This is a genomic window from Nocardiopsis sp. SBT366 (genome assembly GCF_001083815.1).
Classification (GTDB): Bacteria; Actinomycetota; Actinomycetes; order Streptosporangiales; family Streptosporangiaceae; genus Nocardiopsis; species Nocardiopsis prasina.
Genome location: NZ_LAVM01000071.1, coordinates 13,631 through 36,446, shown reverse-complemented (window position 1 = coordinate 36,446; position 22,816 = coordinate 13,631). Strand labels below are relative to the sequence as shown.

Sequence of the window (22,816 nt, the reverse complement as noted above, 5' to 3'; positions counted from 1 at the left end):
GTGCGGCCTACGGTGGTGGAGGGGCGGCTGTCGGGGGGTGGCCGATCGGTCTACACGTCGAGTGGGCTTCATGGGGGTGGTCCTCGCTCACCGGTGCACTCATCTCCACCTTGGTTACCCGGCTGGTACGGGTTCTACGCGCTTACTTCGGAGTTAGACGGATAAGGCGTGGAAATACGCCTCTGTGACCGAACCGGAAGCAGGAAACGGTCATTAGAGGCCCCCGCAGGAAGCCAGTCCGTTTCCGTGGGCCCTGGGGCTTCGGCCGTGGGGTTCACTAGTATGAACGCGGTCCCTCCAGGACGACGGCGCCCCTGTTCGTGCGGGGCGTCCGGAGCCGCCAGGAACATGAGCCACACTGGAGCGCTGTTCGGTTTCGGACAGCTCCTCCTCGACGTGTGGCCGGTCTGTGCCAGCCGACCGGGGAGGGGCCGTGGGTACGGGCCGCACGGCGGCCAAGCAACTCCGAGGCGAACGGGTCGGGACGCGGTGGACGACGCTGAGCAGACTGAGGTGGTCCGGCCGGACGGGGGGACCCCCGACGGCGGGTCGGGCGGGACGGGCGGCGGCCGCCCCAAGGTGCCGTACTGGCTCTCCCAGGTGCCCTACGCCCTGGTCCTGTCCGCGCTGGCGGCCGGGATCGTCGTGGTGGCGGCTGCCTACTTCAAGCGCGGTCCGGCGATCATCGCGACGGCGCTGCTGCTCGCGGCGACCTTCCGGCTGCTGCTGCCCAAGGACTGGATCGGACTGCTCGCGGTACGCCGGAGATGGGTCGATCTGCTCACTCTGGTGGCGCTCGCGGTCCTTCTGATCGTGTTGGCCTGGGTGGCGCCGCAACTCTCCTCCTAGGCGTCGAATAAGCTTGATGTCGAGATACCGCGACACTGACAAGCGCCGCCTCCCGGGCAGCACGGACACCGGGCGGGATCAGGGATTGCCGCGCGCGCGGGACACGGGACCGGCCACGAACCGGTCCCGGCTCTCCGCCGCACGAGGCGGTAGCGAGGACTGAAGGGACAGCCACACAGCCATGGCCAAGATCAAGGTCGAAAACCCCGTAGTCGAGCTCGACGGCGACGAGATGACCCGGATCATCTGGTCCTTCATCAAGGACCGCCTGATCCTGCCGTACCTCGACGTCGACCTGAAGTACTACGACCTCGGCATCGAGGAGCGTGACCGGACCGACGACCAGATCACCATCGACGCCGCCAACGCCATCAAGGAGCACGGCGTCGGCGTCAAGTGCGCCACCATCACCCCCGACGAGGACCGCGTCGAGGAGTTCGGCCTCAAGAAGATGTGGCGGTCGCCCAACGGCACCATCCGCAACATCCTCGGTGGCGTCGTCTTCCGCGAGCCCATCATCTGTGAGAACGTGCCGCGTCTGGTGCCGGGCTGGACCAAGCCGGTCATCATCGGCCGTCACGCCCACGGCGACCAGTACAAGGCCACCGACTTCAAGGTCCCCGGCCCCGGCTCGGTCACCATGACCTACACCCCGGCCGACGGCAGCCAGCCGGTCGAGTTCGACGTCGCGAACTTCCCCGAGGGTGGCGGCGTCGCGATGGGCATGTACAACTACCGCAAGTCCATCGAGGACTTCGCGCGGGCCAGCCTGAACTACGGCCTGGACCGGAACTTCCCGGTCTACATGTCCACCAAGAACACCATCCTCAAGGCCTACGACGGCATGTTCAAGGACGTGTTCGAGGAGATCTTCGAGGCCGAGTTCAAGGACAAGTTCGCCTCCGCGGGCCTGACCTACGAGCACCGCCTCATCGACGACATGGTCGCCGCCGCGCTCAAGTGGGACGGCGGCTACGTCTGGGCCTGCAAGAACTACGACGGTGACGTCCAGTCCGACACCGTCGCCCAGGGCTACGGCTCGCTCGGCCTCATGACCTCGGTCCTGCGCACCGCCGACGGCCGTACCGTCGAGGCCGAGGCCGCCCACGGCACCGTGACCCGTCACTTCCGCCAGCACCAGCAGGGCAAGCCCACCTCGACCAACCCGATCGCGTCCATCTTCGCGTGGACCCGCGGTCTGGAGCACCGGGGCAAGCTGGACAACACCCCGAAGGTGGTCGAGTTCGCGAACACCCTCGAGGACGTCGTCATCAAGACCGTCGAGGGCGGCCAGATGACGAAGGACCTGGCCCTGCTGGTCGGCTCCGAGCAGGAGTGGCTGACCACCGAGCAGTTCCTCGCCGCTCTGGACGAGAACCTGAGCAAGCGCCTCGCCTAGGTCCTGACTCGGCGCGACGGTCCTGAGCCGACCGGCGCGGTGAGACCTTGACCACGCCCGGGCGTCCCCGTGAGGGGGCGCCCGGGCTTCGTCGTCTCCGGGGGTCGCCGCAGCGGGTCGAGAAGCACGAAACGCGTTGTTCGCGGGGGTTCGGGGCGCGCGGAACGCAGAAGTTCCCGGGTGTGTTTCCCGTGTTCGGCCCACATGCGGACGTCGGTGGTGGGAGGATGACGGGGTAGGAGGGGGTCCTCCGGCGTCGGGTGCGACGTAGGACACGTGAGCGCGATTCGCCCCTTTCGCGAACTTTGACCTATTGTGGAGACACGCCGGTGAGAACCGGCAGGCCAGAGGGGGTTTTCGCCCCTCAGGCCACCACGAGCCGACGTGCCGGCCGTGCGCCCGCTGGGGGGTAGGCGCGCACAGTACGGAACGTCACGAAGAAGGGCCCGTCACTCCGGTGACGGGCCCTTCGCTCGTTCCAGGGGACCTCAGTCCTCCATGGCCTCCTCCGGGATCGCCTCGCCGGTGCGCATGGCCTCGAACATCTGCTCGGACCGCACCTCGTCCCAGAGCACCACCGAGCCCACACCGTCCAGCGTGGGGGTGTCGCCCACCGGAACCGCCGTGGTCTGGGTGCCGCCGCGCATCGCCAGCAGCATGCTCGCCAGGTGACGCAGCTTGTCACCCTCGTCGACCATGAACGTGTCGGTGCCCGCCAGTACCAGCGGCACCGACTTGAACGGGTTGAAGAGCGTGGAGGGGGCGCTGGCCTCCTGGATCAGCGCGGAGAAGAACTCGCGCTGCCGCTGGATGCGGTCCAGGTCGGCGCGCGGTGTGGCGCGGGTGCGCACGTAGCCCAGCGCGGTGCCGCCGTCCATCTCCTGGCAGCCCGCCTCGATGTCCAGGCCCGCCTTCGGGTCCGCCATCGGCTCCTCGGGGCACAGCTCCACGCCGCCGACCGCGTCGACCAGGTCCACGAAGCCGCCCATGCCGATCTCCACGTAGTGGTCGATCCGCACGCCGGAGGCCTGTTCGAAGCTCTGCACCAGCGGGGCCGGGCCGCCGCAGACCTCCTCGCCGTCCTCGCCGGTGCCGCACACGGAGTCCGCGAAGGCGGTGTTGATCTTGTTGTCCGCGTAGCCGGGGACGGCCATGGGGACGTAGGAGTCGCGCGGCACGCTGACGATCGTCGGATCGCCGTCGCGCGGCATGTAGAGCACCATGATCGTGTCCGTGCGGCGGCCCTCCGCGCGCCCCGTGGCCAGGTCCCGGATCTGGTCGTCGTCCAGACCGTCGCGGCTGTCGGAGCCGACGATCAGGTACGTGGTCCCGGGCTGTCGGTCCGGGCGGCCCTCGTAGTCCTGGAGGGCGTCCACCCGCTGCAAGCGGGAGTCCGCCCAGAGGTAGAAGGCCCCGGGGACCACCAGCAGCAGGACCAGGACCAGGATCACCGTGTTCCGGGCGGTCTTCTTGCGGCGCTCCCGCGCACGGCGCTGGTGCCCGCGCCCGTCGTACTCGCGCCCGGCGCTGTGCGTCCGGCGCTTCCTGGGGCGGTGCGGAGGAACCCGGTCGGCAGGGGGGAGCCGCCGGGTGTCGCCCACCACGCGCTGTTCGGACTCGCGGGGGCGGTACAGCCTCTCGAACTCGTCCGGCTTGTCAGGGTCGCCGCCGCGCCGGAACACGCCCGCGTCGTCGTGTCCACCGGTCGAGCCGGCCCCTTCCCCGTGCCGTCGGTCAGCCATCGATTCGCCTATCTGCTCCGCGCCATGTGCCGCTCGGGTGTGTCGTACGTCCCTTGTGATCGCTGACAGAGTAGTCGGGTTCGATCCGATCTCCTCCGCTGCCCGGGGCCCCGGCCAGGAACGCCACGGGGCCGGGGCCGTCAGGCCCCGCGACGGGCACCCTCCGAGGGCAGCGCCGCCCGGACGCGAGGCGGGGGCCAACCCCTCGCCAGGAACGCCTTGCGGACCTCCGACTCCAGCCCGGCCACCCGCTCCTCCGCGACCAGCGCGAACGCGGTCCCCGCCCACCCGGACAACCGGGCGCCCCGGGCACCGGCCCGCGCGGCCGTCTCGACCGCCAGTTCCACGGCGGGCAGGGGCAGGTCGAACCGGCGCAGGGACAGGTGCGAGGCGGACAGGATCGGCCCCGTCTCCGCCGCGCGGCCCGCGCGCAACAGACCGACCGCGGCGTTGAGCCGGTGCACCTCGGTGACGGCGTACTCCACCCGGTGGCGGAGCACGGGGTTCTGAAGCCGCCGCAGAGTCCCGGGCAGGTCCTGGACGGCCCGCAGCGGGCCGAGGACGTCCTGGGCACGGGCCAGTTCGGCGGCGCGCACCGGGCGGGGGTCCCGCCTCGGCAGCTGCCCGGTCTCCAGCACCACCAGGCGCATCCCGGCCCCGGCCAGGTCGAACGGGAGCAGCGTGGTCCGGGCACTGGCCAGGTTCACGCGCACCGCGTGCCCCGCGCGCGCGGCCAGGACCACGCCCTCGTCCACGGTGGCGCCGGTGGGCCGATCGGCCCCCGTGAGGTCGGCCAGTGCCAGGGACACAGCCGTGCCGACCGCCGCCGAGTGTCCCAAGGAGGCGTGTTCGGGCAGGTCTGAGCCGATCAGCACTCGTATGCCCCTGTCAGCGCCCAGATGCCCGCTCTCGCGCGCGTCGGCCACGGAGCGCCCCACCGCCCGGGCGGAGGGGTGTCGGGCGCTCAGCGGGCCGCTGGGGGCCGCGACGTGTGTGGAGCCCTCCGGGTCGGTACCGACCGCGACCGTCACCCCCCAGGGCAAGGCCACGAAGAGGGCGGCACCGCCGCTGGCCGCCGTGTGCTCACCCATCAGGGCGAGCCGCCCCGGCGCGTGCCACAGGCCCTCGGGCTCCGTCCCGAAGCGCCGCGCGTACTCCGCTCGCAGGCCGTCGCCGCCCGGCGCCCCGGGCCACTCCCCGACCGGTCCCGGAGTCCGCGCTCCCAACACCGCGCGAACCCGCGCCCCGGTGACCCCCACGTCCCGCCCCCGCTCCCTAGGTGAACTCCGGTCCCAAGTCTGCCCCCACCTGGGCACCGGACTGGCGTGGGGCTTTCCTCCCGAGAGGTCCGCAGGGCTAGGGTTACGGACCCGAAGAGTCCCGGCGCTCACCTCAGCCACGGTGGAGGCCTGACCGACCACCCCAACCACGGGCGTGAGCCCCGCCCGTACGCCCCAGCCGCAAGGGGGGTGCTTGGTTCGGCGCCGGAGAGGGTTCTGGAGGTGGTGGAGGTGGGATTGCGAGGAACGAGCCATCACACCGTAGGCGCCGAAGGTTCCTCTGCAAAGGCGCCGGACCCGGGCCAAAGCGAAGCGGAGGCCCAAAAAAGTGAGGGCGCCGGAGAGGGTTCTGGAGGTGGTGGAGGTGGGATTGCGAGGAACGAGCCATCGCACCGTAGGCGCCGAAGGTTCCTCTGCAAAGGCGCCGGACCCGGGCCAAAGCGAAGCGGAGGCCCAAAAAAGGTGAGGGCGCCGAAGGTTCCTCTGCAAAGGCGCCGAACACGCACCGAAGCGCCAGCGGAGGTGCAAGAAGACACAGAAGGGAACCCATGTCACCAGCGGCGGACCGTGCCAAGGACACGGCCCAGCGTTACCAGAACGCGGCGATGGACGGCTACTGGACGCTGAGACGCCGGTACCCGTCGGTCGACCACCTGGTGCGTGCCTACGGGCGCTACTCGGACCGCAACGGCACCCAGTTGGCCGGGGCGGTCACCTACTTCGCCTTCCTGTCCTTCTTCCCGTTGCTGGCTTTGGCCTTCGCCGTGGTGGGTTTCCTCGCCTCCCAGCAGGTGGAGCTCACCTCCTACCTCGAGCGGGCGCTGGACGAGGTGCTGCCCGGACTGTCCGACCAGTTGCCCATGGAGCAGATCGCCGAGGCCCGGGTGGGCGCGAGTGTGATCGGTCTGCTGGGCCTGCTGTACGCGGGGCTGAACTCGGTGTCGGCGCTGCGGGAGGCCCTGCACACCATCTGGTTGAACAGCCTCCGGCAGGGCCCCAACTTCCTGGTGCGCAAGCTGGTCGACCTGCTGGTGATGATCGCGTTGGGCACGGCGCTGCTCTTCACGGTCGCCTTCACCAGTTTCATGCAGACCGCCACGGTGTGGATGCTGTCCCTGGTGGGGCTGGACGAGTCGCTGGTGGCCAACCTGTCCCTGCGGGCCTTGGCGCTGGTCATCGCGATCGCCGTGAACATGTGCCTGTTCGTACTGGCCTTCGCCCTGTTGTCGGGGACGGGACGGCCCACCGCCGAGATGTGGCGCGGAGCCCTGTTGGGCGCGGTGGCGTTCGAGATCCTCAAGAACGTCGCGACGCAGCTGTTGGCCGGGACGCTCGGCAACCCCGTGTACGCGTCCTTCGCCGTCCTGGTCGGTCTGCTGGTGTGGATCAACCTGGTGATGCGCGTGATCATGTTCAGCGCGGCGTGGACGGCCACCTGGCTGCCGATGCAGCCGCCCTACACCGGGTCCTTCCCGCTGCCGGAGGAGAACGGCATGGACTGGACGCGTCCGCGCCCGGTCCTGCGGCCGAGCCCGGAGGCCCTGGCCGAGCGCCGACTCGCCCAGCGGCTGCTCGCCCTGGGGTTGTCGCTGGTCGTGGCGGCGTTCACGGCGGGTGTCGCGGCGGTGGCGCTGAGGATACGGGGCGCTTCCCCACGGAAACGGAAAACGATCGGAAAGAAGTCGTTTTTTACTGTGGGTTGATTCCGTATGCGCGCGGTGTGAGACGGGTAGTCCTCCTCTGTCCCGGATGACCGGTTCTCCGGGACCAGCGGTGCGTCGGTCACAAGGGCTGTCCCACACCAGGAGGTCAGATGGGAATCGCATTCAAATCGTCCGAGCGCGCGACACTCGGGGTCGAGTGGGAACTCCAACTCGTCGACCGGAACAGTCGCCACCTGCGGCAGGAGGCGGGGCAGCTCCTCGCCGAACTCCCGGACCTCAGTAGCGAGGCCGCGGTCCCCCCGTTGCGGCACGAACTGATGCAGTCACAGGTGGAGGTCGTCACGGGAATCTGCGAGACGGTCGAGGAGGCCAAGCGCGACCTCGGCCGCAACGTGGCTCGCATGCGGGAGGTGCTGGAACCCCGTGGTGCCACGCTGACGTGTTCCGGAACCCACCCGATCGACCACTGGCGGGACCAGCAGCTGAGTCCCGGCAAGCGGTACGGGGAACTGGTCGACCAGATGCAGTGGCTGGCGCGCAGGATCCTGACCTGCGGCGTCCACGTCCACGTGGGGGTGCGCGGCCAGGAGAAGGCCATTCCCATTGTGAACGCACTTGCGAAGTATCTCCCACATTTTCTGGCTTTGAGTGCTTCTAGCCCGTTTTGGGGTGGTCATGACACGGGGTTGGCCTCCGCGCGCTCGATTGTCTTCGGTGCGCTCCCCACCTCGGGGCCTCCGCCGAACCTGCCCGGGTGGCCCGCTTTCGAGGATTACCTCGAAACCCTTCTCAATGCGGGTACCATCGCCTCTATCAAGGAAGTCTGGTGGGACATCCGTCCGCACCCGGATTTCGGCACCATCGAGATCCGGATGTTCGACGGGATTCCCACCTTGCGCGAGGTGGGAATGGCCGCCGCTCTCTCCCAGTGTCTGGTGGAGCTGTTCGATCACCAGCTCGACCGCGGGTACAGCTTGCCCAGCCCGCCGTCCTGGGTGGTGAAGGACAACAAGTGGCGGGCCACCCGCTACGGACTCGACGCTCGTGTCATCACGGACGGACACGGAACCACGGTTCCGATCCGTGACGACCTCTACGAGCTGGTCCGCGAACTGGCGCCGGTCGCCGCCCGCCTGGGCTGCGCGGAGGACCTGGACCTGATCTCCGAGATCCTGGACAAGGGCGCCTCCTACGAGCGTCAGCGGGCGGTGGTCGCCGAAGGCGGTTCGCTCGAAGACGTCGTGGACCTGCTCTCCGCCGAGTTCGAGGGGGACACCGCCCGCGCGGCATTTGTCGGCGCGCGATAGAAGTAACGAAATGGGGACCCTCGCATGCAGGGACGTGACCTGCCGGAGCAGTTGACGGCTTTTCTGGCGCGCCATGAGCGGGAGCTCACGGGATTCCGCCAGGACCTGCACATGCACCCGGAGCTGGCCTTCGCCGAACACCGCACCACGGGCCGCCTGGCCGGGCGTCTGCGGCAGGCGGGACTCGCCCCCCGGACCCTGCCCCAGGGCACCGGTCTGATCTGCGACATCGGCGACGGCCCCGGCCCCATGGTCGCCCTGCGCGCCGACATCGACGCGCTGCCCCTCACCGACGAGAAGGACGTCCCCTACCGCTCCACGGTCCCCGGCGTCGCCCACGCCTGCGGACACGACGTGCACACCACGGTCCTGTTGGCCACGGGGATCTTCCTCGCCCAGCAGGACCGGGCGGGCGCGCTGCCCGGCCGCGTCCGGCTCCTCTTCCAACCCGCCGAGGAGCTCCCCGGCGGGGCGGTCGAGGTCGTCAGGGCCGGTGGCATGGAGGGCGTGGACCGGGTCTTCGCCCTGCACTGCGACCCCCGCCAGATGGTCGGCAAGGTGGGCCTGCGCACCGGCGGCATCACGGCCGCCTGCGACCAGATCATGGTGCGCCTGTCCGGCCCGGGCGGGCACACCGCCCGGCCGCACCTGACCTCCGACCTCGTCTACGCGCTCGGCAAGATCGTCACGGAGCTGCCCGCCGCGCTGTCCCGCCGGATCGACCCCCGGGCCGGGTTCAGCCTGGTCTGGGGCCGGATCAGCGCGGGTTCGGCGCCCAACGTGATCCCCGACGACGCCGTCGCCGAGGGCACCGTTCGCTGCCTCGAGGACGAGGCCTGGCACGCCGCCCCCGACATCCTCAAGGGACTGGTGGAGTCGGTCGCCTCGGCCTACGGCGCCGACGCCGAGGTCACCTACCGCAGGGGTGTCCCGCCCACCATCAACGAGGCCCGCAGCGTGGAGATCATGCGCGAGGCCACCACCCTGGCCCTGGGCGCCGACGCGGTCACGCCGACCCCGCAGAGTCTGGGCGGGGAGGACTTCGCCTGGTACCTGGAGCACGCTCCCGGCGCGCTGGCCCGACTGGGCACGCACTCCCCGGACTGGAGCGGCGACATGCTGGACCTGCACCGGGGCACCTTCGACGCCGACGAGCGGGCGATCGGGGCAGGCACCCGCCTCATGGTGACCACGGCGCTCACCTCGCTGTGGGAGGACGCGCCCGAGGGCGTGCGCGCGGACACCCAGGCCCTCGCCTGACCGTCCTTCGGTCCGCCGTCCGCCACGGACGGTTCCCGCCCCGCCCCACCGGTGCCACCGGGCGGCTTCTGCCGGATCGTCGGTAACTTCGTGTCGCCGTGTCGGGTGCCCGCGCCGCCTGGTGGCATCCTGAACGGATGAACCAGCCACTCACAGTCGAACAGATCCGCCGGGCGCCCAAGGTGCTCCTGCACGACCACCTCGACGGCGGGCTGCGCCCGTCCACGGTGGTGGAGCTCGCGCAGGAGGCGGGCTACCGTGACCTGCCGACCTACGACCCGGCCGAGCTCGGGCGTTGGTTCCGCGACGCGTCGGACTCCGGGTCGCTGGAGCGCTACCTGGAGACCTTCGCCCACACCACCGCGGTTATGCAGAGCCGCGAGGCCCTCGTGCGGGTGGCCGCCGAGGCGGCGGAGGACCTGGCCGCCGACGGCGTGGTCTACGCGGAGCAGCGTTACGCCCCCGAGCAGCACCTGGAGGGCGGGCTCACCCTGGAGGAGGTCGTGGAGGCCGTCCAGGAGGGGCTCGAACTGGGGGAGAAGCGCGCCGCCGACGCGGGGCGGAGCATCCGCACGGGCCAGTTGGTGACCGCCATGCGCCACGCGGCGCGCTCGTCGGAGATCGCCGAACTGGCGGTCCGGTACCGCGACGCCGGTGTCAGCGGTTTCGACATCGCCGGCGCGGAGGCGGGCAACCCGCCCACCCGTCACCTGGACGCCTTCGAGTACCTGCGCCGGGAGAACTTCCACTTCACCATCCACGCCGGTGAGGCGTTCGGTCTGCCCTCCATCTGGGAGGCGCTCCAGTGGTGCGGCTGCGACCGCCTCGGGCACGGCGTGCGCATCATCGACGACATCACCACCAACGAGAACGGTGTGCCGGTGCTCGGGCGTCTGGCCCAGTACGTGCGCGACAAGCGCGTGCCGCTGGAGATGTGCCCCAGCTCCAACATCCAGACCGGTGCCGCCGAGTCCATCGCCGGGCACCCGATCGGCCTCCTGCGCGACCTGCGCTTCAGGGTCACGGTCAACACCGACAACCGCCTCCAGAGCGGGGTCACCCTGTCGGAGGAGTTCGCCAAGCTGAGCGAGGCCTTCGGGTACGACTGGGACGACCTCCAGTGGTTCACCGTCAACGCCATGAAGTCGGCCTTCCTGCCGTTCGACGAGCGGCTGGCGCTGATCAACGGCACCATCAAGCCGGGCTTCGCCCAGCTGAAGTGGGCGACGCACTGATGGCCGGATCCTCCGAGGGGGTCACCACGCACTACTCGACCTCATCCCGGGTGATGGCGATCGTGTGGGTGGTGGTCGCGGTCCTGCTGCTGTTGGACCTGGTGGTGCGCGGTCAGGACCGCACGGCCTGGATCGCCGGGGCCGTCCTGGTGCTCAGCGTGGCCGTCGTCTACGCGGCGTGGCTGCGTCCCCGCGTGGTCTCCACCGAGCGCGGCATCCGGATGATCAACCCGCTGCGCGAGACCTTCGTGCCGTGGGCGGCCGTGGTGTGGGTGGACGTGGTGGACGTCCTGCGGGTGCACACCCCGGAGCGGGTCTACCGGTCCTGGCCCCTGCGTGAGACCAAGCGGGCCAAGGTGCGGGAGAACATGCGCCGTGAGTCCGGCTACCTGGACCACGACGACGACAGGGACCCGACCACGATGCGTCCGGTGGACCTGGTCGCCCGCGAGCTGCGCCGTGACGCGGAGAGGCACCGGGCGCGTCCGCTGCGCGGCCCCATCAAGGAGATCGACGAGGCGGGCCCGGCCGCTCTGGGCGCCGAGGACCGCCCGCAGACGATGGTCCCGGTCGAGGTCATCGTCGTCCTCGCCGTACCGCTGGTGCTCCTGGCGGCCGTGCTGCTGATCGCCTGACCAGCTGTTCCCCCCGGATCCGACCCGGTCCCTCGCATGGTGCGAGGGGCCGGGTCCGTCGTTCGCCAGGGCGGTGGACGTACGGGTCGGGGCGTGGCTCGGGCCCCGGGCGGGCACTGCCAGACGCGGGGTTGACGCACCCCCCGGAGTTCTGGTTAGGTTAGGCATGCCTAAGGGAGAACGTTCCGGGTGGGCGGGCTTCGCGCGGATGGCCATCCACCCGGACCTTCCCCCATGGCAACGCGCGCGGTTCAACTGAATATCGGGAAGAGAAGGTGCTGCCAGCGCCAGTCCAACGGGGTCTGCGGGGATCCCGGGCGTGGAGCGGCACCGGGGAAAGCACCACCTTCGACCGGTCCCACGGTCGGTACCGTCCATCCCACGGCCTCGGGATGTACGCTCGCCACGCCGGTACCGGCCGGGTCCGGTCGAAGGTGCCCCAGCCACTTCCGAACGCGGCCCCAGGGTCGCGACACCAAGCACGACGAAGCCCGGCCTCGGCCGGGCTTCGTGCTGTTTCCGCGGCTCCTCCTGACGGAACCGACGCGCTGGTCAGGCCGCCGTGACCACCCGGTTGAGCAGTTCGCCCAGCCGACGCGCCCGCTGGGTGACGACCTCCAGGGCACGCTCCTGCTCGAACGGCTCCAGTACCGCCCCCAACGCGTCGTTGCTGACGATCGACAGGCCCAGGACCTCGGCCCCCATCTCGACGGCGGCGATGGTCTCCAGGGCGATCGAGCGCCCCACCACGTCGGCGCCCGCCTGTCGCAGCACCTTCAGTTCGGTCGGGGTCTGGAGCTGCGGGCCCGTCGTCGCCACGTACACGCCCTCCGCGAGGGTGACGTCCACGTCGTGGATGATCCCCCTCAGCCGCTCGCTGTAGGCGTGGCTCAGGTCGACGAAGTCGGGCCCGGCCAACGGAGAACTCGCGGTGAGGTTGATGTGGTCCCGCACGACCACCGGCTGTCCGGGCTGGAAGTCGGTGCGCAGGGAACCGGCGGAACCGGTCAGTACCGCGACCCGCGCGCCCGCGGCGATCCCCGTCCGTACGGCGTGCGTGGCTACCATCGGGCCGAGACCCTCGTAGAGGTGGACCCGCCCCATGAAGACGAGCACGCGTTTCTCGCCCACCCACATGCTGCGGACCTTGTCGCTGTGCCCCTCCGCGGTGGGCCGCACGAATCCGGGCAGTTCGGTCGCGTCGATCTCGATGTCGGCCGTGCCCAGCGTGTCCACCACGCCCGCCCAGCCGGAGCCGAGCACCACCAGGGCGTCGAAACTGTCGGCACCGGCCCGGGCCAACAGCTCCTTCGCCGCGGAGTCCGCCAGTTGCTTCGCCTCGCCCGTGGTTCGGGGCGGCTGCTCTGATTCGCTCACAAGTCGGATACTACCGCTCTGTAGTCAGTTGGACCCGGAGCGCAACGCAGGGTGTCCGAAGGGCGGAATGTACATGTCACCCGGGGTGAACCCGGCGCCCCGGCCCACGTGTCCTTCGTCGCATTCTCCGAGCTCGGGAGGGGGTCCGACGGGCCACTCCCCACCCCCGGTCGCGCGCTGACCGGGGGTGGCTGCGGTCATCGACACCCGGCATGGCCGACAATGGAGGTAAGCGAGACAACCAGGTGGTGCCCTGCCATGCCCGAACATCGCCCCGGACCGGGAACGGGTAGGCCGCACCACCCGCAGAGGGAGTGAAGCAGCGTGACGAAGGTCGTGATCATCGGTGGCGGGCCCGGGGGCTATGAGCCGGCGTTGGTCGCCGCGCAGTTGGGCGCGGACGTGACCGTGGTGGAGCGCGACGGCATCGGCGGTTCCTGTGTCCTCACCGACTGCGTCCCCTCCAAGAGCCTGATCGCCACGTCCACCCGCACCACGTACGTGCGCGAGTCGGGCAGCCTGGGCATCCACATCCCGGCGGCCGAGGAGCACAAGGAGCCCGTCGAGGTCGACATCGACCAGGTCAACTCGCGGATCAAGCGCCTGGCCCAGGCCCAGTCCGACGACACGCGCGCCCGCCTGGTCAAGGAGGGCGTGGAGGTGGTCATCGGGGAGGCCCGGCTGGTCGACCCGCACATCGTGGCCGTCGGCGACCGCCGCATCCGCGCGGACGTCGTCCTCATCGCCACCGGCGCCCACCCCCGCGAGCTGCCCACCGCCAAACCGGACGGCGAGCGCATCCTGACCTGGCGCCACATCTACGACCTGGAGAAGCTGCCGGAGAAGCTGATCGTGGTCGGCTCCGGTGTCACCGGCGCCGAGTTCGCCAGCGCCTACCAGGCCCTGGGCTCCGACGTCACCCTCGTCTCCTCACGCGAGCTGGTCATGCCCACGCAGGACTCCGACGCCGCCGAGGTGCTGGAGGAGGTCTTCATGCGACGCGGCATGACGGTCCTCAGCCAGACCCGCGCCGAGTCGGTCGTGCGCACCGAGGACGGGGTCCGGGTGACCCTCTCTGACGGCCGGACGGTGGACGGCAGCCATTGCCTGATGACCGTCGGCATGATCCCCAACACCGAGGGCCTGGGCCTGGAGGAGGCCGGGGTGCGCCTCGGCCGGGGCGGGTTCGTCGAGGTCGACCGGGTCTCCCGCACCACCGTCCCGGGCGTGTACGCCGCCGGTGACTGCACCGGCGTGAACATGCTGGCGTCGGTGGCCGCCATGCAGGGCCGCATCGCCATGTGGCACGCGCTCGGCGAGGCGGTCTCCCCGCTCCAGCTGTCCACCGTCGCCTCCACCGTGTTCACCCACCCCGAGCTTGCGGCGGTCGGCGCCAGCGAGGACGACGTGCGCAGCGGTCGGATCGACGGCCGCACCGTCACCCTGCCGCTGAACACCAACCCGCGCGCCAAGATGAACCAGGTCAAGGACGGCTTCGTCAAGCTGATCTGCCGTCAGCACACCGGGATCGTCCTCGGCGGCGTCATCGTCGGCCCGCGCGCCAGCGAGCTCATCCTGGGCGTGTCCATCGCGGTGCAGCAGCGCCTGACCGTCGACGACCTCGCGCACACCTTCTCGGTGTACCCGTCGCTGTCCGGCAGCGTCACCGAGGCCGCGCGTTCGCTCATGCTCGCCTCCCCGGAGTAGGCGCCCCGAAGCGCCCGGGGAGTACGCCAGGGCCCGCCCGCCGTGTGGAGCACGTGCAGGACACACGGCGGGCCGGCTTCCTTACCCGTCCTTGACAACCCCGGGCGTACCTTTCCGGGGTGATCTGTCCGAAGTGCCAAAGCCAGATGCGTACCTACGACCGTCAGGGCGTCCACATCGACCGGTGTGACGGCTGCCAGGGGATCTTCCTGGACCGCGGCGAGCTGGAGCGCGTGGTATCCGCCGAACAGCGCCACTACGGCGCCGTCCCGCCCGACCCCCACTCGCCCCAGCCCTATCCGGGCCAGCACTCGGGACAACACCCGGGCCAGCGGCGCGCCTACCCCGACTCCCCGCGCGGCTACGGTGGCGGCTACGCCGACTCACCGCCCGCCTACCGAGGCGGCTACAACGACTCCCCTCGCCCCTACCGGCGTCGCCGCAAGGGGTTCCTGGAACAGCTCTTCGACTAGCCGCAGAGGTAACGGCCGTGCACCCGCTGATCTGTACTCACTGCGGGGACTGGGACGGGGAACCCGACACGGGAGCGGGGGAGCACCTGCTCCGCTGCTCCTCCTGCGGTCTGACCCGTCCCTTCCTTCGGCTGCCGCTCCTGTGCGTCACGGGGCCCAGCGGCACGGGCAAGTCCACCGTGGCCAGGGAACTCCTGGCACGCCTGGGGGAGGGGTTCGTCGTCCTCGAACAGGACCTCCTCTGGGTGGGCGGCCTGCGCGACCCGGCCGACGACCACCGCCTGTTCCGCTCCACCTGGCTGCGCACCGCCGCCATGGTCCAGCAGAGCGGGCGGCCCGTCGTGCTCTGCGGAACCGTGGTCCCGCCCGAACTGGAGCATCTGCCCGAGCGCGCGCTCTTCTCGGGCGTCCACTACCTCGCGCTCACCTGCGAACCGGGTCCCCTCGCCGAGAGGCTGCGGGGGCGTCCGTCCTGGCGCGGCTGGGACGAGGCCAGGATCGCCGAGACACTGGACCACCAGGACTGGCTGACGGCCGAGGCCGAGGAGCTGCGGCCGCCCGTCACCCTGCTCGACACCACCGAGGCGACGCCGGTGGAGACCGCCGAGGCCGTCCAGCGCTGGGTGGAGGGCGTCCACCAGGAATCCGCCGCCCCCGCGGTGCGTCGGGAGTAGGACACGCGAAGGGCCCCGGGAGAGTTCACCTCTCCCGGGGCCCGTTCTCGCGTGTGGCGTCCTGCGGCTAGAAGTCGAAGCCGCCGAAGTCCCCGAAGTCGCCGCCGCCGTCGAAGTCGCCTCCGCCGCCGTCGCCCATGTCCCCTCCGGCGTCCATCATGCCGCCGCCCATCATCGACCCCATCATGGAGCCCATCATCATGCCGGTGAACATGCCCATCATCATGTTCATGCCGAAGTAGCCGCCGGCGTAGGGCGAGTACGCGGGACCGGCGTCGTAGTACGGACGGCGCTCACCGTCCACCTCGACCATGCGCACGTCCGGCTGGCCGCCGGTGCGCACCGCCTGGGCGCAGACCGCGCACGCGGTGACCGACCGGGGGGAGCCGCCGGGCGGTGCCCAGGTGACGTCCTCGCTGGACGGTCCGTGCTGCGGGTTGAAGAAGCAGGGGCCGCGCCGCGCGGGCACCGGCTCGCCGTTCATCCGGGCCCGGGTGGCGGACATGTAGTAGCGGCCGTCCTCCAGGGCACTGGTCACCTGCTTGACCTGCTCGGGCTCCTGGATGGTGTCCAGTTGGGCCTTGGCCTGGTCGTAGGAGTCCATGGCCCGCGAGTAGTCGCTGCGGGTGGCCTCGTCCACCTGGGACAGGTCGATCTCCAGGCGGGCGACGTCCTCACCGAGGCGGACGACGTCCTCGGTGGCCATCTGCTTGATCTCCTGGAGCTGCTTGGCCTTCTCGGCCTCGCGCTTCTTGCGGGCGTTGTACACGTACCAGCCGCCCGCGGCGGCGACCAGCACCAGGATGGTGAGCAGCACCAGTCCCGAGCCGCCGCCCCCGGTCGGGGCCTCGTTGGCGGTCTCGGTGGTCTGGACGGCCTCGGGCACCGCCACGAGGGCGTCCGTCGGGTTGTTGCCGCCCTCCGAGAGTGCGACCTCCCTGATGGCGTCGGTGTCCTCCAGGTTGGGGGAGGTGACGTAGAGGTAGTCGCTCCCGCCCAGGACGCCGTAGGCGCCGTCGCCGACCTCGGCCATGACCGGCTCCAGCACGGCGTTCACCCCGGCCTCGGAGGTGGCGACCTCCCTCGGCAGGAGCACGTAGTAGACGGGGCTGTCCGCGTTCGCGACGGCCGCCTCCAGGGCGGCCTCGTCACCGCTCGGGAAGCCCTCGATCGACGGGTCGACGAAGACCCCGTCGTTCTCCAGCTCCGCGACGATGTCCTGCGTCTGCGGGGGTTCGGTCCCGGTGTCGGCGGCGGCCGAAGCCGCTCCCGCCGTCACCATCGCCGCCGCGAGCCCGGCGGTCAGCACTGTGGGTGTTACCAAGCGGCGCAACATGTCGATCCTCTCGCCTCCCTCAACCACAGGACGAACAGGAGGCCCCCACAGTTCCCGAGGTCAGCCTCCGTGTCCGGTTTCCTGCCGTCCGAGGTGGCGATCCGGAGGAACGACGAGGCCCGCCGAGCGGAACTCGGCGGGCCTGGTCGTGGTGCGGGGAGCGACTAGCTCCGGGCGGCGGACTCCGCGAGACCGGAGTCCTGCTCCGAGGCACCGTCCTGCTGGCCCTCGGCGGCGGCGCGTTCGGCCTCCGCGCGCTCGGCGGCGATCGCGTCACCGGTGGCGGTGCCGGGCTGGTCCTCCGGGACGAAGCCGGCGGTGCCGCGCGGGGCGTTGTAGCGGACCACGTCGAGGATGCCCTCGCGCTTGGCGACGATCGCGGGGATCAGCGCCTGACCGGCCACGTTGGTGGCGGTGCGGCCCATGTCCAGGATCGGGTCGACGGCCAGCAGCAGACCCACGCCCTCCAGGGGCAGACCCAGCGTGGACAGGGTCAGGGTCAGCATGACGGTGGCGCCGGTGGTGCCCGCGGTGGCGGCGGAACCGATCACCGAGACGAACACGATCAGCAGGTAGTCGGTCAGGCCGAGGCTCAGGCCGAAGAACTGGGCGACGAAGATCGCCGAGATCGCCGGGTAGATCGCGGCGCAGCCGTCCATCTTCGTGGTGGCGCCGAACGGCACCGCGAAGGCGGAGTAGTGGCGCGGCACGCCGAAGTTCTGCTCGGCGACGCGCTGGGTGACGGGCAGGGTGCCCAGCGAGGAGCGCGACACGAAGCCGAGCTGGACGGCTGGCCACACACCGGTGAAGTACTTGACCGGGGAGAGTCCGTTCAGGCGGGCGACCACCGGGTAGACGACGAACAGCACCAGGGCCAGACCGAGGTAGATCGCGATCGTGAACTGGCCGAGCGCGCCGATGGTGGTCCAGCCGTAGCTGTAGACGGCGTTGCCCAGCAGACCCACGGTGCCGATCGGGGCGAGGCGGATGACCCACCACAGGGCCTTGAGCACGACCTCCAGCGTGGAGGAGGTGAACGCGATGAAGGGCTCGGCGGGCTTGCCGACCTTCACCGCGGCGATGCCCAGGACCACGGCGATCACGATCAGCTGGAGCACGTTGAACGACAGCGACGTGCTCAGCGAGCCGTCGTCGGCAGCGGAGGTGCTCGCGGCCAGGCCCAGGAAGTTGGCCGGGACGATGCTCTCGATGAAGGCCAGCCAGGAGCCGGTGGTGGAGGGCTCCGCGGCGGTGCCCGCGTCCACGGCGCTGTTCAGGCCGGGGCGCAGGGTCAGGCCGATCACGATCGCGATGGCCACGGAGACCAGCGCCGTGATGGCGAACCAGAGCAGGGTCTTCCAGGCCAGGCGCGCGGCGTTGGCGACGTTGCGCAGGTTGGCGATGGAGGAGATGACGGCGAGGACGATCAGCGGCGGGACGATCGTGCGCAGCAGCGCGACGAAGGTCGAACCGACGGTCTGGAGGGTGACGGCCAGCCAGTTGGGCTCACCGTCGCCGACGGGACCGATCTGGAGGGCGACGACACCGAGGACGATGCCCAGCACCACACCGGCGAGGACCTGTGCGGCGAACGGGAAACGCGGCTTACGTCTGGGAACTGTGGTCTGCTCGGACACGGAAGGATGACTCCAGTAATGGGTGGCCGGGCGCTCGCGTTCGACGTCACGGGTCGGCGCGGCGGGCCGCGGGAGCTCGGCGCAGGGGATGGGTCGGGCATCACCGGGAAAAGGTGACCTGGGAAGGGTGAGCGGCGCGCTGCCCGGCTGAAGGCGCGGGCGCGCGTGGACCTAGCTACACGCGTGGCTGCTGAAGCGGCACAGGTCGATGTGCCACCTTCGCGTCAGTCCCCAGATGTTCGTCACAGTCGAGAACAATAACCCGTATCACTTACCTTTTCCATACACAGTCGGACGTTCTTCCCGAAGGTGTGGACAGGAGCCCTTACTGTGCTGGATCTTCCCGTTTCCGGACGCGACGAGGATCACCCCGGGAACGGCGGAGGGGAGGCACCGTCACGGTGCCTCCCCTCCCGCGGCCCGGGGGCGGGAACGCCTACGCGTCCTTGATCTCGCAGACCACCGCGCCGTTGCCGACGGTCTCCCCGGGGGCGACCTTGAGGCCGGTCACGGTCCCGGTCCGGTGGGCGGTGAGCGGCTGCTCCATCTTCATGGCCTCGATGACCACCACGGTCTCGCCCTCGGCCACCTGCTGGCCCTCCTGGGCCACCAGCTTGACCACGGTGCCCTGCATCGGGGAGACCAGGGAGTCCCCGCCGGCCACCGCAGCGGCGCCGCCCCTGCGGGCCGCGCGCTTCCGGCGCCCGCCGCCGTTCTCGGCCGCCGGAGCCGCCGCCACGCCCAGCGACGCGGGCAGGACCACGTCGATGCGCCTGCCGCCGACCTCCACCGTCACGGTCTCCCGCTCGACCGGCTCGGCCGTGCCGGGCTCACCCGCCCAGGGCGCGATGTGGTTGTCGAACTCGGACTCGATCCAGCGCGTGTACACGCCGAACGGCTGGTCGGGGTCGGCCGGGGCGAACGCCGGGTCCTCGACGACGGCCTGGTGGAAGGGGATCACCGTGGGCATCCCACCCACGGTGAACTCGGCCAGGGCACGCTTGGAGCGCTGGAGCGCCTCGGTGCGGGTGCGCCCGGTGACGATCAGCTTGGCGACCATCGAGTCGAAGGCCTGCGGGACGGTGAACCCGGCCTCGCAGCCGGTGTCCACGCGCACGCCCGGGCCGCCGGGCAGGTTCAGGGTGGTGATGGTGCCGGGGGCGGGCATGAAGCCCCGGCCCGGGTCCTCGGCGTTGATCCGGAACTCGAAGGAGTGGCCGCGCACCTGCGGGTCGCCGTAGCCCAGCTCCTCGCCGTCCGCGACGCGGAACATCTCGCGGACCAGGTCGATGCCGGTGACCTCCTCGGTGACCGGGTGCTCGACCTGCAGGCGGGTGTTGACCTCCAGGAACGAGATGGTGCCGTCGACCCCGACGAGGAACTCGCAGGTGCCCGCGCCCACGTAGCCCGCCTCCTTGAGGATGGCCTTGGAGGCGCCGTAGAGGCGCTCCATCTGGTCGGGGGACAGGAACGGCGCGGGTGCCTCCTCGACCAGCTTCTGGTGGCGGCGCTGGAGGGAGCAGTCACGGGTGGAGACCACCACGACGTTGCCGTGGGTGTCGGCCAGGCACTGGGTCTCCACGTGGCGCGGCTTGTCCAGGTAGCGCTCCACGAAGCACTCGCCGCGACCGAACGCGGTCACCGCCTCGCGCACCGCCGACTCGTAGGCGTCGGCGACCTCGTCCAGGGTGTGGGCGACCTTCAGACCGCGGCCGCCGCCACCGAAGGCGGCCTTGATCGCGATCGGCAGGCCGTGTTCGCGTGCGAAGGCCACGACCTCGTCGGCGGACTCCACCGGGTCGGGGGTGCCCGCGACCAGGGGGGCGCCGACCTTCTGCGCGATGTGTCGGGCCTGGACCTTGTCGCCCAGGGCGGTGATCGCGGACGGGGGCGGGCCGATCCAGGTCAGCCCGGCGTCGATGACGGCCTGGGCGAAGTCGGCGTTCTCGGCCAGGAACCCGTAGCCGGGGTGGACGGCGTCCGCGCCGGAGGAGGCGGCGATCGCCAGGAGCTTGCCGATGTCCAGGTAGGAGTCGGCCGGGGTGGACCCGCCCAGACTGTGCGCCTCGTCGGCGACCTTGACGTGCAGGGCGTCCAGGTCGGGTTCGGCGTAGACCGCGACGCTGGCGATCCCGGCGTCGCGGCAGGCGCGGGCGATGCGCACGGCGATCTCGCCTCGGTTGGCGATCAGAACTTTACGCACGGTGGAAATCCTCCAGCTGGAGCACGGAGCGGGTCACACGCCGACCGCTCGACGAAGGGTCTGGGTATCGGGGGAGCACGTCAGGGGTCACCTGGTGCTCAGGCGCCAGGCGCCGGGGCCGGGGCGCGGCGGGACGCGCAGGTGGTGCGCGTGGTCCCGCCAGCCCGAGGCGGGCCGCTCGGACTCGGGGGCCTCGGAGCCCGCACGGGCCGCCGCGGCGCGGGCGGTGAGCACGGCGGTGAGGACGGCGATCTCCTCCTCGGTGGGCTCACCCCGGACCACGACCAGGTGCGGGGACGCCTTCTCCGGCGCGCTCACAGCGGGATGTTCCCGTGCTTCTTGGGCGGCAGCTGTTTGCGCTTGTTGCGCAGCGCCCTCAGCGCCTTGGCGACCTGGACGCGGGTCTCGGAGGGCAGGATGACCCCGTCCACGTAGCCGCGCTCGGCCGCCGAGTACGGATTGAGCAGGGTGTCTTCGTACTCGCCCACCAGACGGGCCCGCTCGGACTCGACGTCGTCGGCGGCGGCGAGGGTGCGCCGGTGCAGGATGTTGACCGCCCCCTGCGCGCCCATGACCGCGATCTGCGCGGTGGGCCAGGCCAGGTTGACGTCGGCGCCCAGGTGCTTGGACCCCATCACGTCGTAGGCGCCGCCGAAGGCCTTGCGGGTGATGACGGTGATCAGCGGAACGGTGGCCTCGGCGTAGGCGTACAGCAGCTTGGCGCCCCGGCGGATGATGCCGTCCCACTCCTGGTCGGTGCCGGGCAGGAAACCGGGCACGTCCACGAAGGTGAGGACCGGGACGTTGAACGCGTCGCAGGTGCGCACGAACCGGGCGGCCTTCTCGGAGGCGTCGATGTCCAGGCAGCCCGCGAAGCTCATGGGCTGGTTGGCGACGATGCCCACGGAACGGCCGTCGACCCGTCCGAAGCCCACCACGATGTTCGTGGCGAACTGGGCGTGCACCTCGAGGAAGTCGCCGTCGTCCAGGACCGACTCGATGACCTGCTTGATGTCGTACGGCTGGTTGGCCGAGTCCGGGACGAAGGTGTCCAGGGCCAGGTCGGTGTCGGTGGTCTCGTCACCGGGGTCGTCCTCGGGAGACAGCCTCGGGGTCTCCTCCAGGTTGTTGTCGGGCAGGTGCGACAGCAGCGACTTCACGTAGTCGATGGCGTCCTGCTCGTCGGAGCCCCGGTAGTGGGCCACCCCCGACTTGCTGGAGTGCGTGGTGGCGCCGCCGAGCTCCTCCATGGAGACGTCCTCGCCGGTGACGGTCTTGATGACGTCGGGGCCGGTGATGAACATCTGGGAGGTCTCGTCGACCATCACCACGAAGTCGGTGAGGGCGGGGGAGTAGACGTGCCCGCCCGCCGTGGCGCCCATGATCAGGGAGATCTGCGGGACGACCCCGGAGGCGTGGGTGTTGCGCTTGAAGATCTCCGCGTACAGGCCGAGCGCGACCACGCCCTCCTGGATACGCGCTCCGCCGCCCTCGTTGATGCCCACGACGGGGCACCCGTTGGTGAGGGCGTGGTCGAGGACCTTGCAGATCTTCTCGCCGTAGACCTCGCCCAGCGATCCGCCGAAGACGGTGACGTCCTGGCTGAAGACCGCGACGGGGCGGCCGTCGACGGTTCCGTGGCCGGTCACCACACCGTCCCCGTAGGGGCGGTTGGCGTCGAGGCCGAAGTTGGTCGAGCGGTGCCGGGCCAGTGCGTCGAACTCGACGAAGGAGCCCGGATCGACCAGCGCGTCGATCCGCTCGCGTGCGGTCATCTTGCCTTTGGCGTGCTGCTTCTCGACAGCGCGCTCGGAGCCGGCGTGCACGGCTTCGTACCTGCGCCGTCGCAGGTCGGCGAGCTTGCCCGCGGTCGTGTGGATGTCGATCTCAGCCGCGGACAGCGGTTCAGGGGCTTCGGTGGCCATAACAGCCCAGGTTAGCTCCGGGGGTCGGGTTCGCCTGCACTCGGCCCGGGTTACTCGTCAGTAGGTGGGGCCTCCTGGGGTCCGAGTGTCGAGAGAACGCCCCTGGGGATCGC

The 22,816-nt window shown here is 70.6% G+C and carries 18 protein-coding genes; 10 read left to right on the top strand and 8 right to left on the bottom strand.

Going from position 1 to position 22,816, the window contains the following annotated elements:
* Positions 1-489: 489 nt before the first annotated feature.
* Together ADX84_RS19615 and ADX84_RS19610 are read left to right on the top strand one after the other, a co-directional pair.
* Positions 490-849: a DUF3017 domain-containing protein gene (locus ADX84_RS19615; protein WP_049577317.1), complete on the top strand. Its 360-nt coding sequence runs from the start codon at positions 490-492 to the stop codon at positions 847-849.
* Positions 850-1,030: 181 nt separating this feature from the next.
* Complete coding sequence (locus tag ADX84_RS19610; RefSeq protein WP_049577314.1) at positions 1,031-2,248, top strand: NADP-dependent isocitrate dehydrogenase; 1,218 nt, start codon at positions 1,031-1,033, stop codon at positions 2,246-2,248.
* Positions 2,249-2,736: 488 nt separating this feature from the next.
* Here ADX84_RS19610 and ADX84_RS19605 read toward each other — a convergent pair whose 3' ends face one another.
* Together ADX84_RS19605 and ADX84_RS19600 are read right to left on the bottom strand one after the other, a co-directional pair.
* Positions 2,737-3,990 (bottom strand): LCP family protein, encoded by a 1,254-nt coding sequence (locus ADX84_RS19605; protein ID WP_049577311.1) that lies wholly within the window; start codon positions 3,988-3,990, stop codon positions 2,737-2,739.
* A gap of 140 nt (positions 3,991-4,130) precedes the next feature.
* On the bottom strand, positions 4,131-5,249 hold the full coding sequence (locus tag ADX84_RS19600; protein WP_049577307.1) for a galactokinase family protein: 1,119 nt from the start codon (positions 5,247-5,249) through the stop codon (positions 4,131-4,133).
* Positions 5,250-5,818: 569 nt separating this feature from the next.
* On the opposite strand from ADX84_RS19600, the gene ADX84_RS19595 reads away from it, so the two are divergent.
* The 5 genes from ADX84_RS19595 (at position 5,819) to ADX84_RS19575 (ending at position 11,371) form a co-directional block, all read left to right on the top strand.
* A complete protein-coding gene (locus ADX84_RS19595) occupies positions 5,819-6,973 on the top strand; it encodes a YihY/virulence factor BrkB family protein (RefSeq protein WP_049577302.1) in 1,155 nt (384 codons plus the stop codon).
* Between the two features lie 110 nt (positions 6,974-7,083).
* Entirely contained in the window at positions 7,084-8,241 is a 1,158-nt protein-coding gene (locus ADX84_RS19590; RefSeq protein WP_017542223.1) for a glutamate--cysteine ligase, read from the top strand.
* A 24-nt stretch (positions 8,242-8,265) separates the two neighbouring features.
* A complete protein-coding gene (locus ADX84_RS19585; RefSeq protein ID WP_049577299.1) occupies positions 8,266-9,501 on the top strand; it encodes an amidohydrolase in 1,236 nt (411 codons plus the stop codon).
* A 137-nt stretch (positions 9,502-9,638) separates the two neighbouring features.
* Positions 9,639-10,736, top strand: coding sequence for an adenosine deaminase (locus tag ADX84_RS19580; RefSeq protein WP_049577296.1), 1,098 nt, complete (start codon positions 9,639-9,641; stop codon positions 10,734-10,736).
* Positions 10,721-11,371 carry a PH domain-containing protein gene (locus ADX84_RS19575; RefSeq protein ID WP_369801122.1) on the top strand — a complete coding sequence of 217 codons (651 nt, stop codon included), beginning with the start codon at positions 10,721-10,723 and terminating at the stop codon, positions 11,369-11,371. The genes ADX84_RS19580 and ADX84_RS19575 overlap by 16 nt, the downstream gene beginning before the upstream one ends.
* Before the next feature lie 552 nt (positions 11,372-11,923).
* On the opposite strand, the gene ADX84_RS19570 is transcribed toward ADX84_RS19575, so the two are convergent.
* Entirely contained in the window at positions 11,924-12,748 is an 825-nt protein-coding gene (locus tag ADX84_RS19570) for a purine-nucleoside phosphorylase (protein WP_049577293.1), read from the bottom strand.
* 324 nt (positions 12,749-13,072) lie between these two features.
* Here ADX84_RS19570 and ADX84_RS19565 point away from each other — a divergent pair, with 324 nt between their 5' ends.
* The 3 genes from ADX84_RS19565 to ADX84_RS19555 all read left to right on the top strand — a co-directional run bounded on the left by ADX84_RS19565 (position 13,073) and on the right by ADX84_RS19555 (position 15,602).
* Positions 13,073-14,455, top strand: a complete 1,383-nt coding sequence (locus ADX84_RS19565) for an NAD(P)H-quinone dehydrogenase (protein ID WP_049577288.1) — start codon at positions 13,073-13,075, stop codon at positions 14,453-14,455.
* A gap of 119 nt (positions 14,456-14,574) precedes the next feature.
* Complete coding sequence (locus tag ADX84_RS19560) at positions 14,575-14,928, top strand: zf-TFIIB domain-containing protein (RefSeq protein ID WP_082206630.1); 354 nt, start codon at positions 14,575-14,577, stop codon at positions 14,926-14,928.
* Between the two features lie 17 nt (positions 14,929-14,945).
* The gene (locus ADX84_RS19555; protein ID WP_049577279.1) at positions 14,946-15,602 is read left to right on the top strand and encodes an AAA family ATPase; all 657 of its coding nucleotides are present in this window, start codon (positions 14,946-14,948) and stop codon (positions 15,600-15,602) included.
* A gap of 67 nt (positions 15,603-15,669) precedes the next feature.
* Here the strand turns inward: ADX84_RS19555 and ADX84_RS19550 are convergent, their stop codons facing one another.
* From ADX84_RS19550 to ADX84_RS19530, 5 genes are all read right to left on the bottom strand, one after another.
* Positions 15,670-16,911, bottom strand: coding sequence for a hypothetical protein (locus tag ADX84_RS19550; protein WP_049577275.1), 1,242 nt, complete (start codon positions 16,909-16,911; stop codon positions 15,670-15,672).
* Between the two features lie 191 nt (positions 16,912-17,102).
* Positions 17,103-18,575, bottom strand: a complete 1,473-nt coding sequence (locus tag ADX84_RS19545; RefSeq protein WP_049577273.1) for a dicarboxylate/amino acid:cation symporter — start codon at positions 18,573-18,575, stop codon at positions 17,103-17,105.
* Between the two features lie 436 nt (positions 18,576-19,011).
* On the bottom strand, positions 19,012-20,778 hold the full coding sequence (locus ADX84_RS19540) for a biotin carboxylase N-terminal domain-containing protein (RefSeq protein ID WP_049577268.1): 1,767 nt from the start codon (positions 20,776-20,778) through the stop codon (positions 19,012-19,014).
* 87 nt (positions 20,779-20,865) lie between these two features.
* Complete coding sequence (locus ADX84_RS19535; RefSeq protein ID WP_049577265.1) at positions 20,866-21,096, bottom strand: acyl-CoA carboxylase subunit epsilon; 231 nt, start codon at positions 21,094-21,096, stop codon at positions 20,866-20,868.
* Entirely contained in the window at positions 21,093-22,703 is a 1,611-nt protein-coding gene (locus tag ADX84_RS19530) for an acyl-CoA carboxylase subunit beta (RefSeq protein WP_049577262.1), read from the bottom strand. Before ADX84_RS19530 ends, ADX84_RS19535 begins: the two co-directional genes overlap by 4 nt.
* Positions 22,704-22,816 lie beyond the last annotated feature (113 nt).

Excerpts from the sequence above, each read along its gene's own strand:
- ADX84_RS19610 (WP_049577314.1), top strand. The coding sequence starts at position 1,031 with ATGGCCAAGATCAAGGTCGAAAACCCCGTAGTCGAGCTCGACGGCGAC.
- ADX84_RS19605 (WP_049577311.1), bottom strand. The coding sequence starts at position 3,990 with ATGGCTGACCGACGGCACGGGGAAGGGGCCGGCTCGACCGGTGGACAC.
- ADX84_RS19595 (WP_049577302.1), top strand. The coding sequence starts at position 5,819 with ATGTCACCAGCGGCGGACCGTGCCAAGGACACGGCCCAGCGTTACCAG.
- ADX84_RS19590 (WP_017542223.1), top strand. The coding sequence starts at position 7,084 with ATGGGAATCGCATTCAAATCGTCCGAGCGCGCGACACTCGGGGTCGAG.
- ADX84_RS19585 (WP_049577299.1), top strand. The coding sequence starts at position 8,266 with ATGCAGGGACGTGACCTGCCGGAGCAGTTGACGGCTTTTCTGGCGCGC.
- ADX84_RS19580 (WP_049577296.1), top strand. The coding sequence starts at position 9,639 with ATGAACCAGCCACTCACAGTCGAACAGATCCGCCGGGCGCCCAAGGTG.
- ADX84_RS19530 (WP_049577262.1), bottom strand. The coding sequence starts at position 22,703 with ATGGCCACCGAAGCCCCTGAACCGCTGTCCGCGGCTGAGATCGACATC.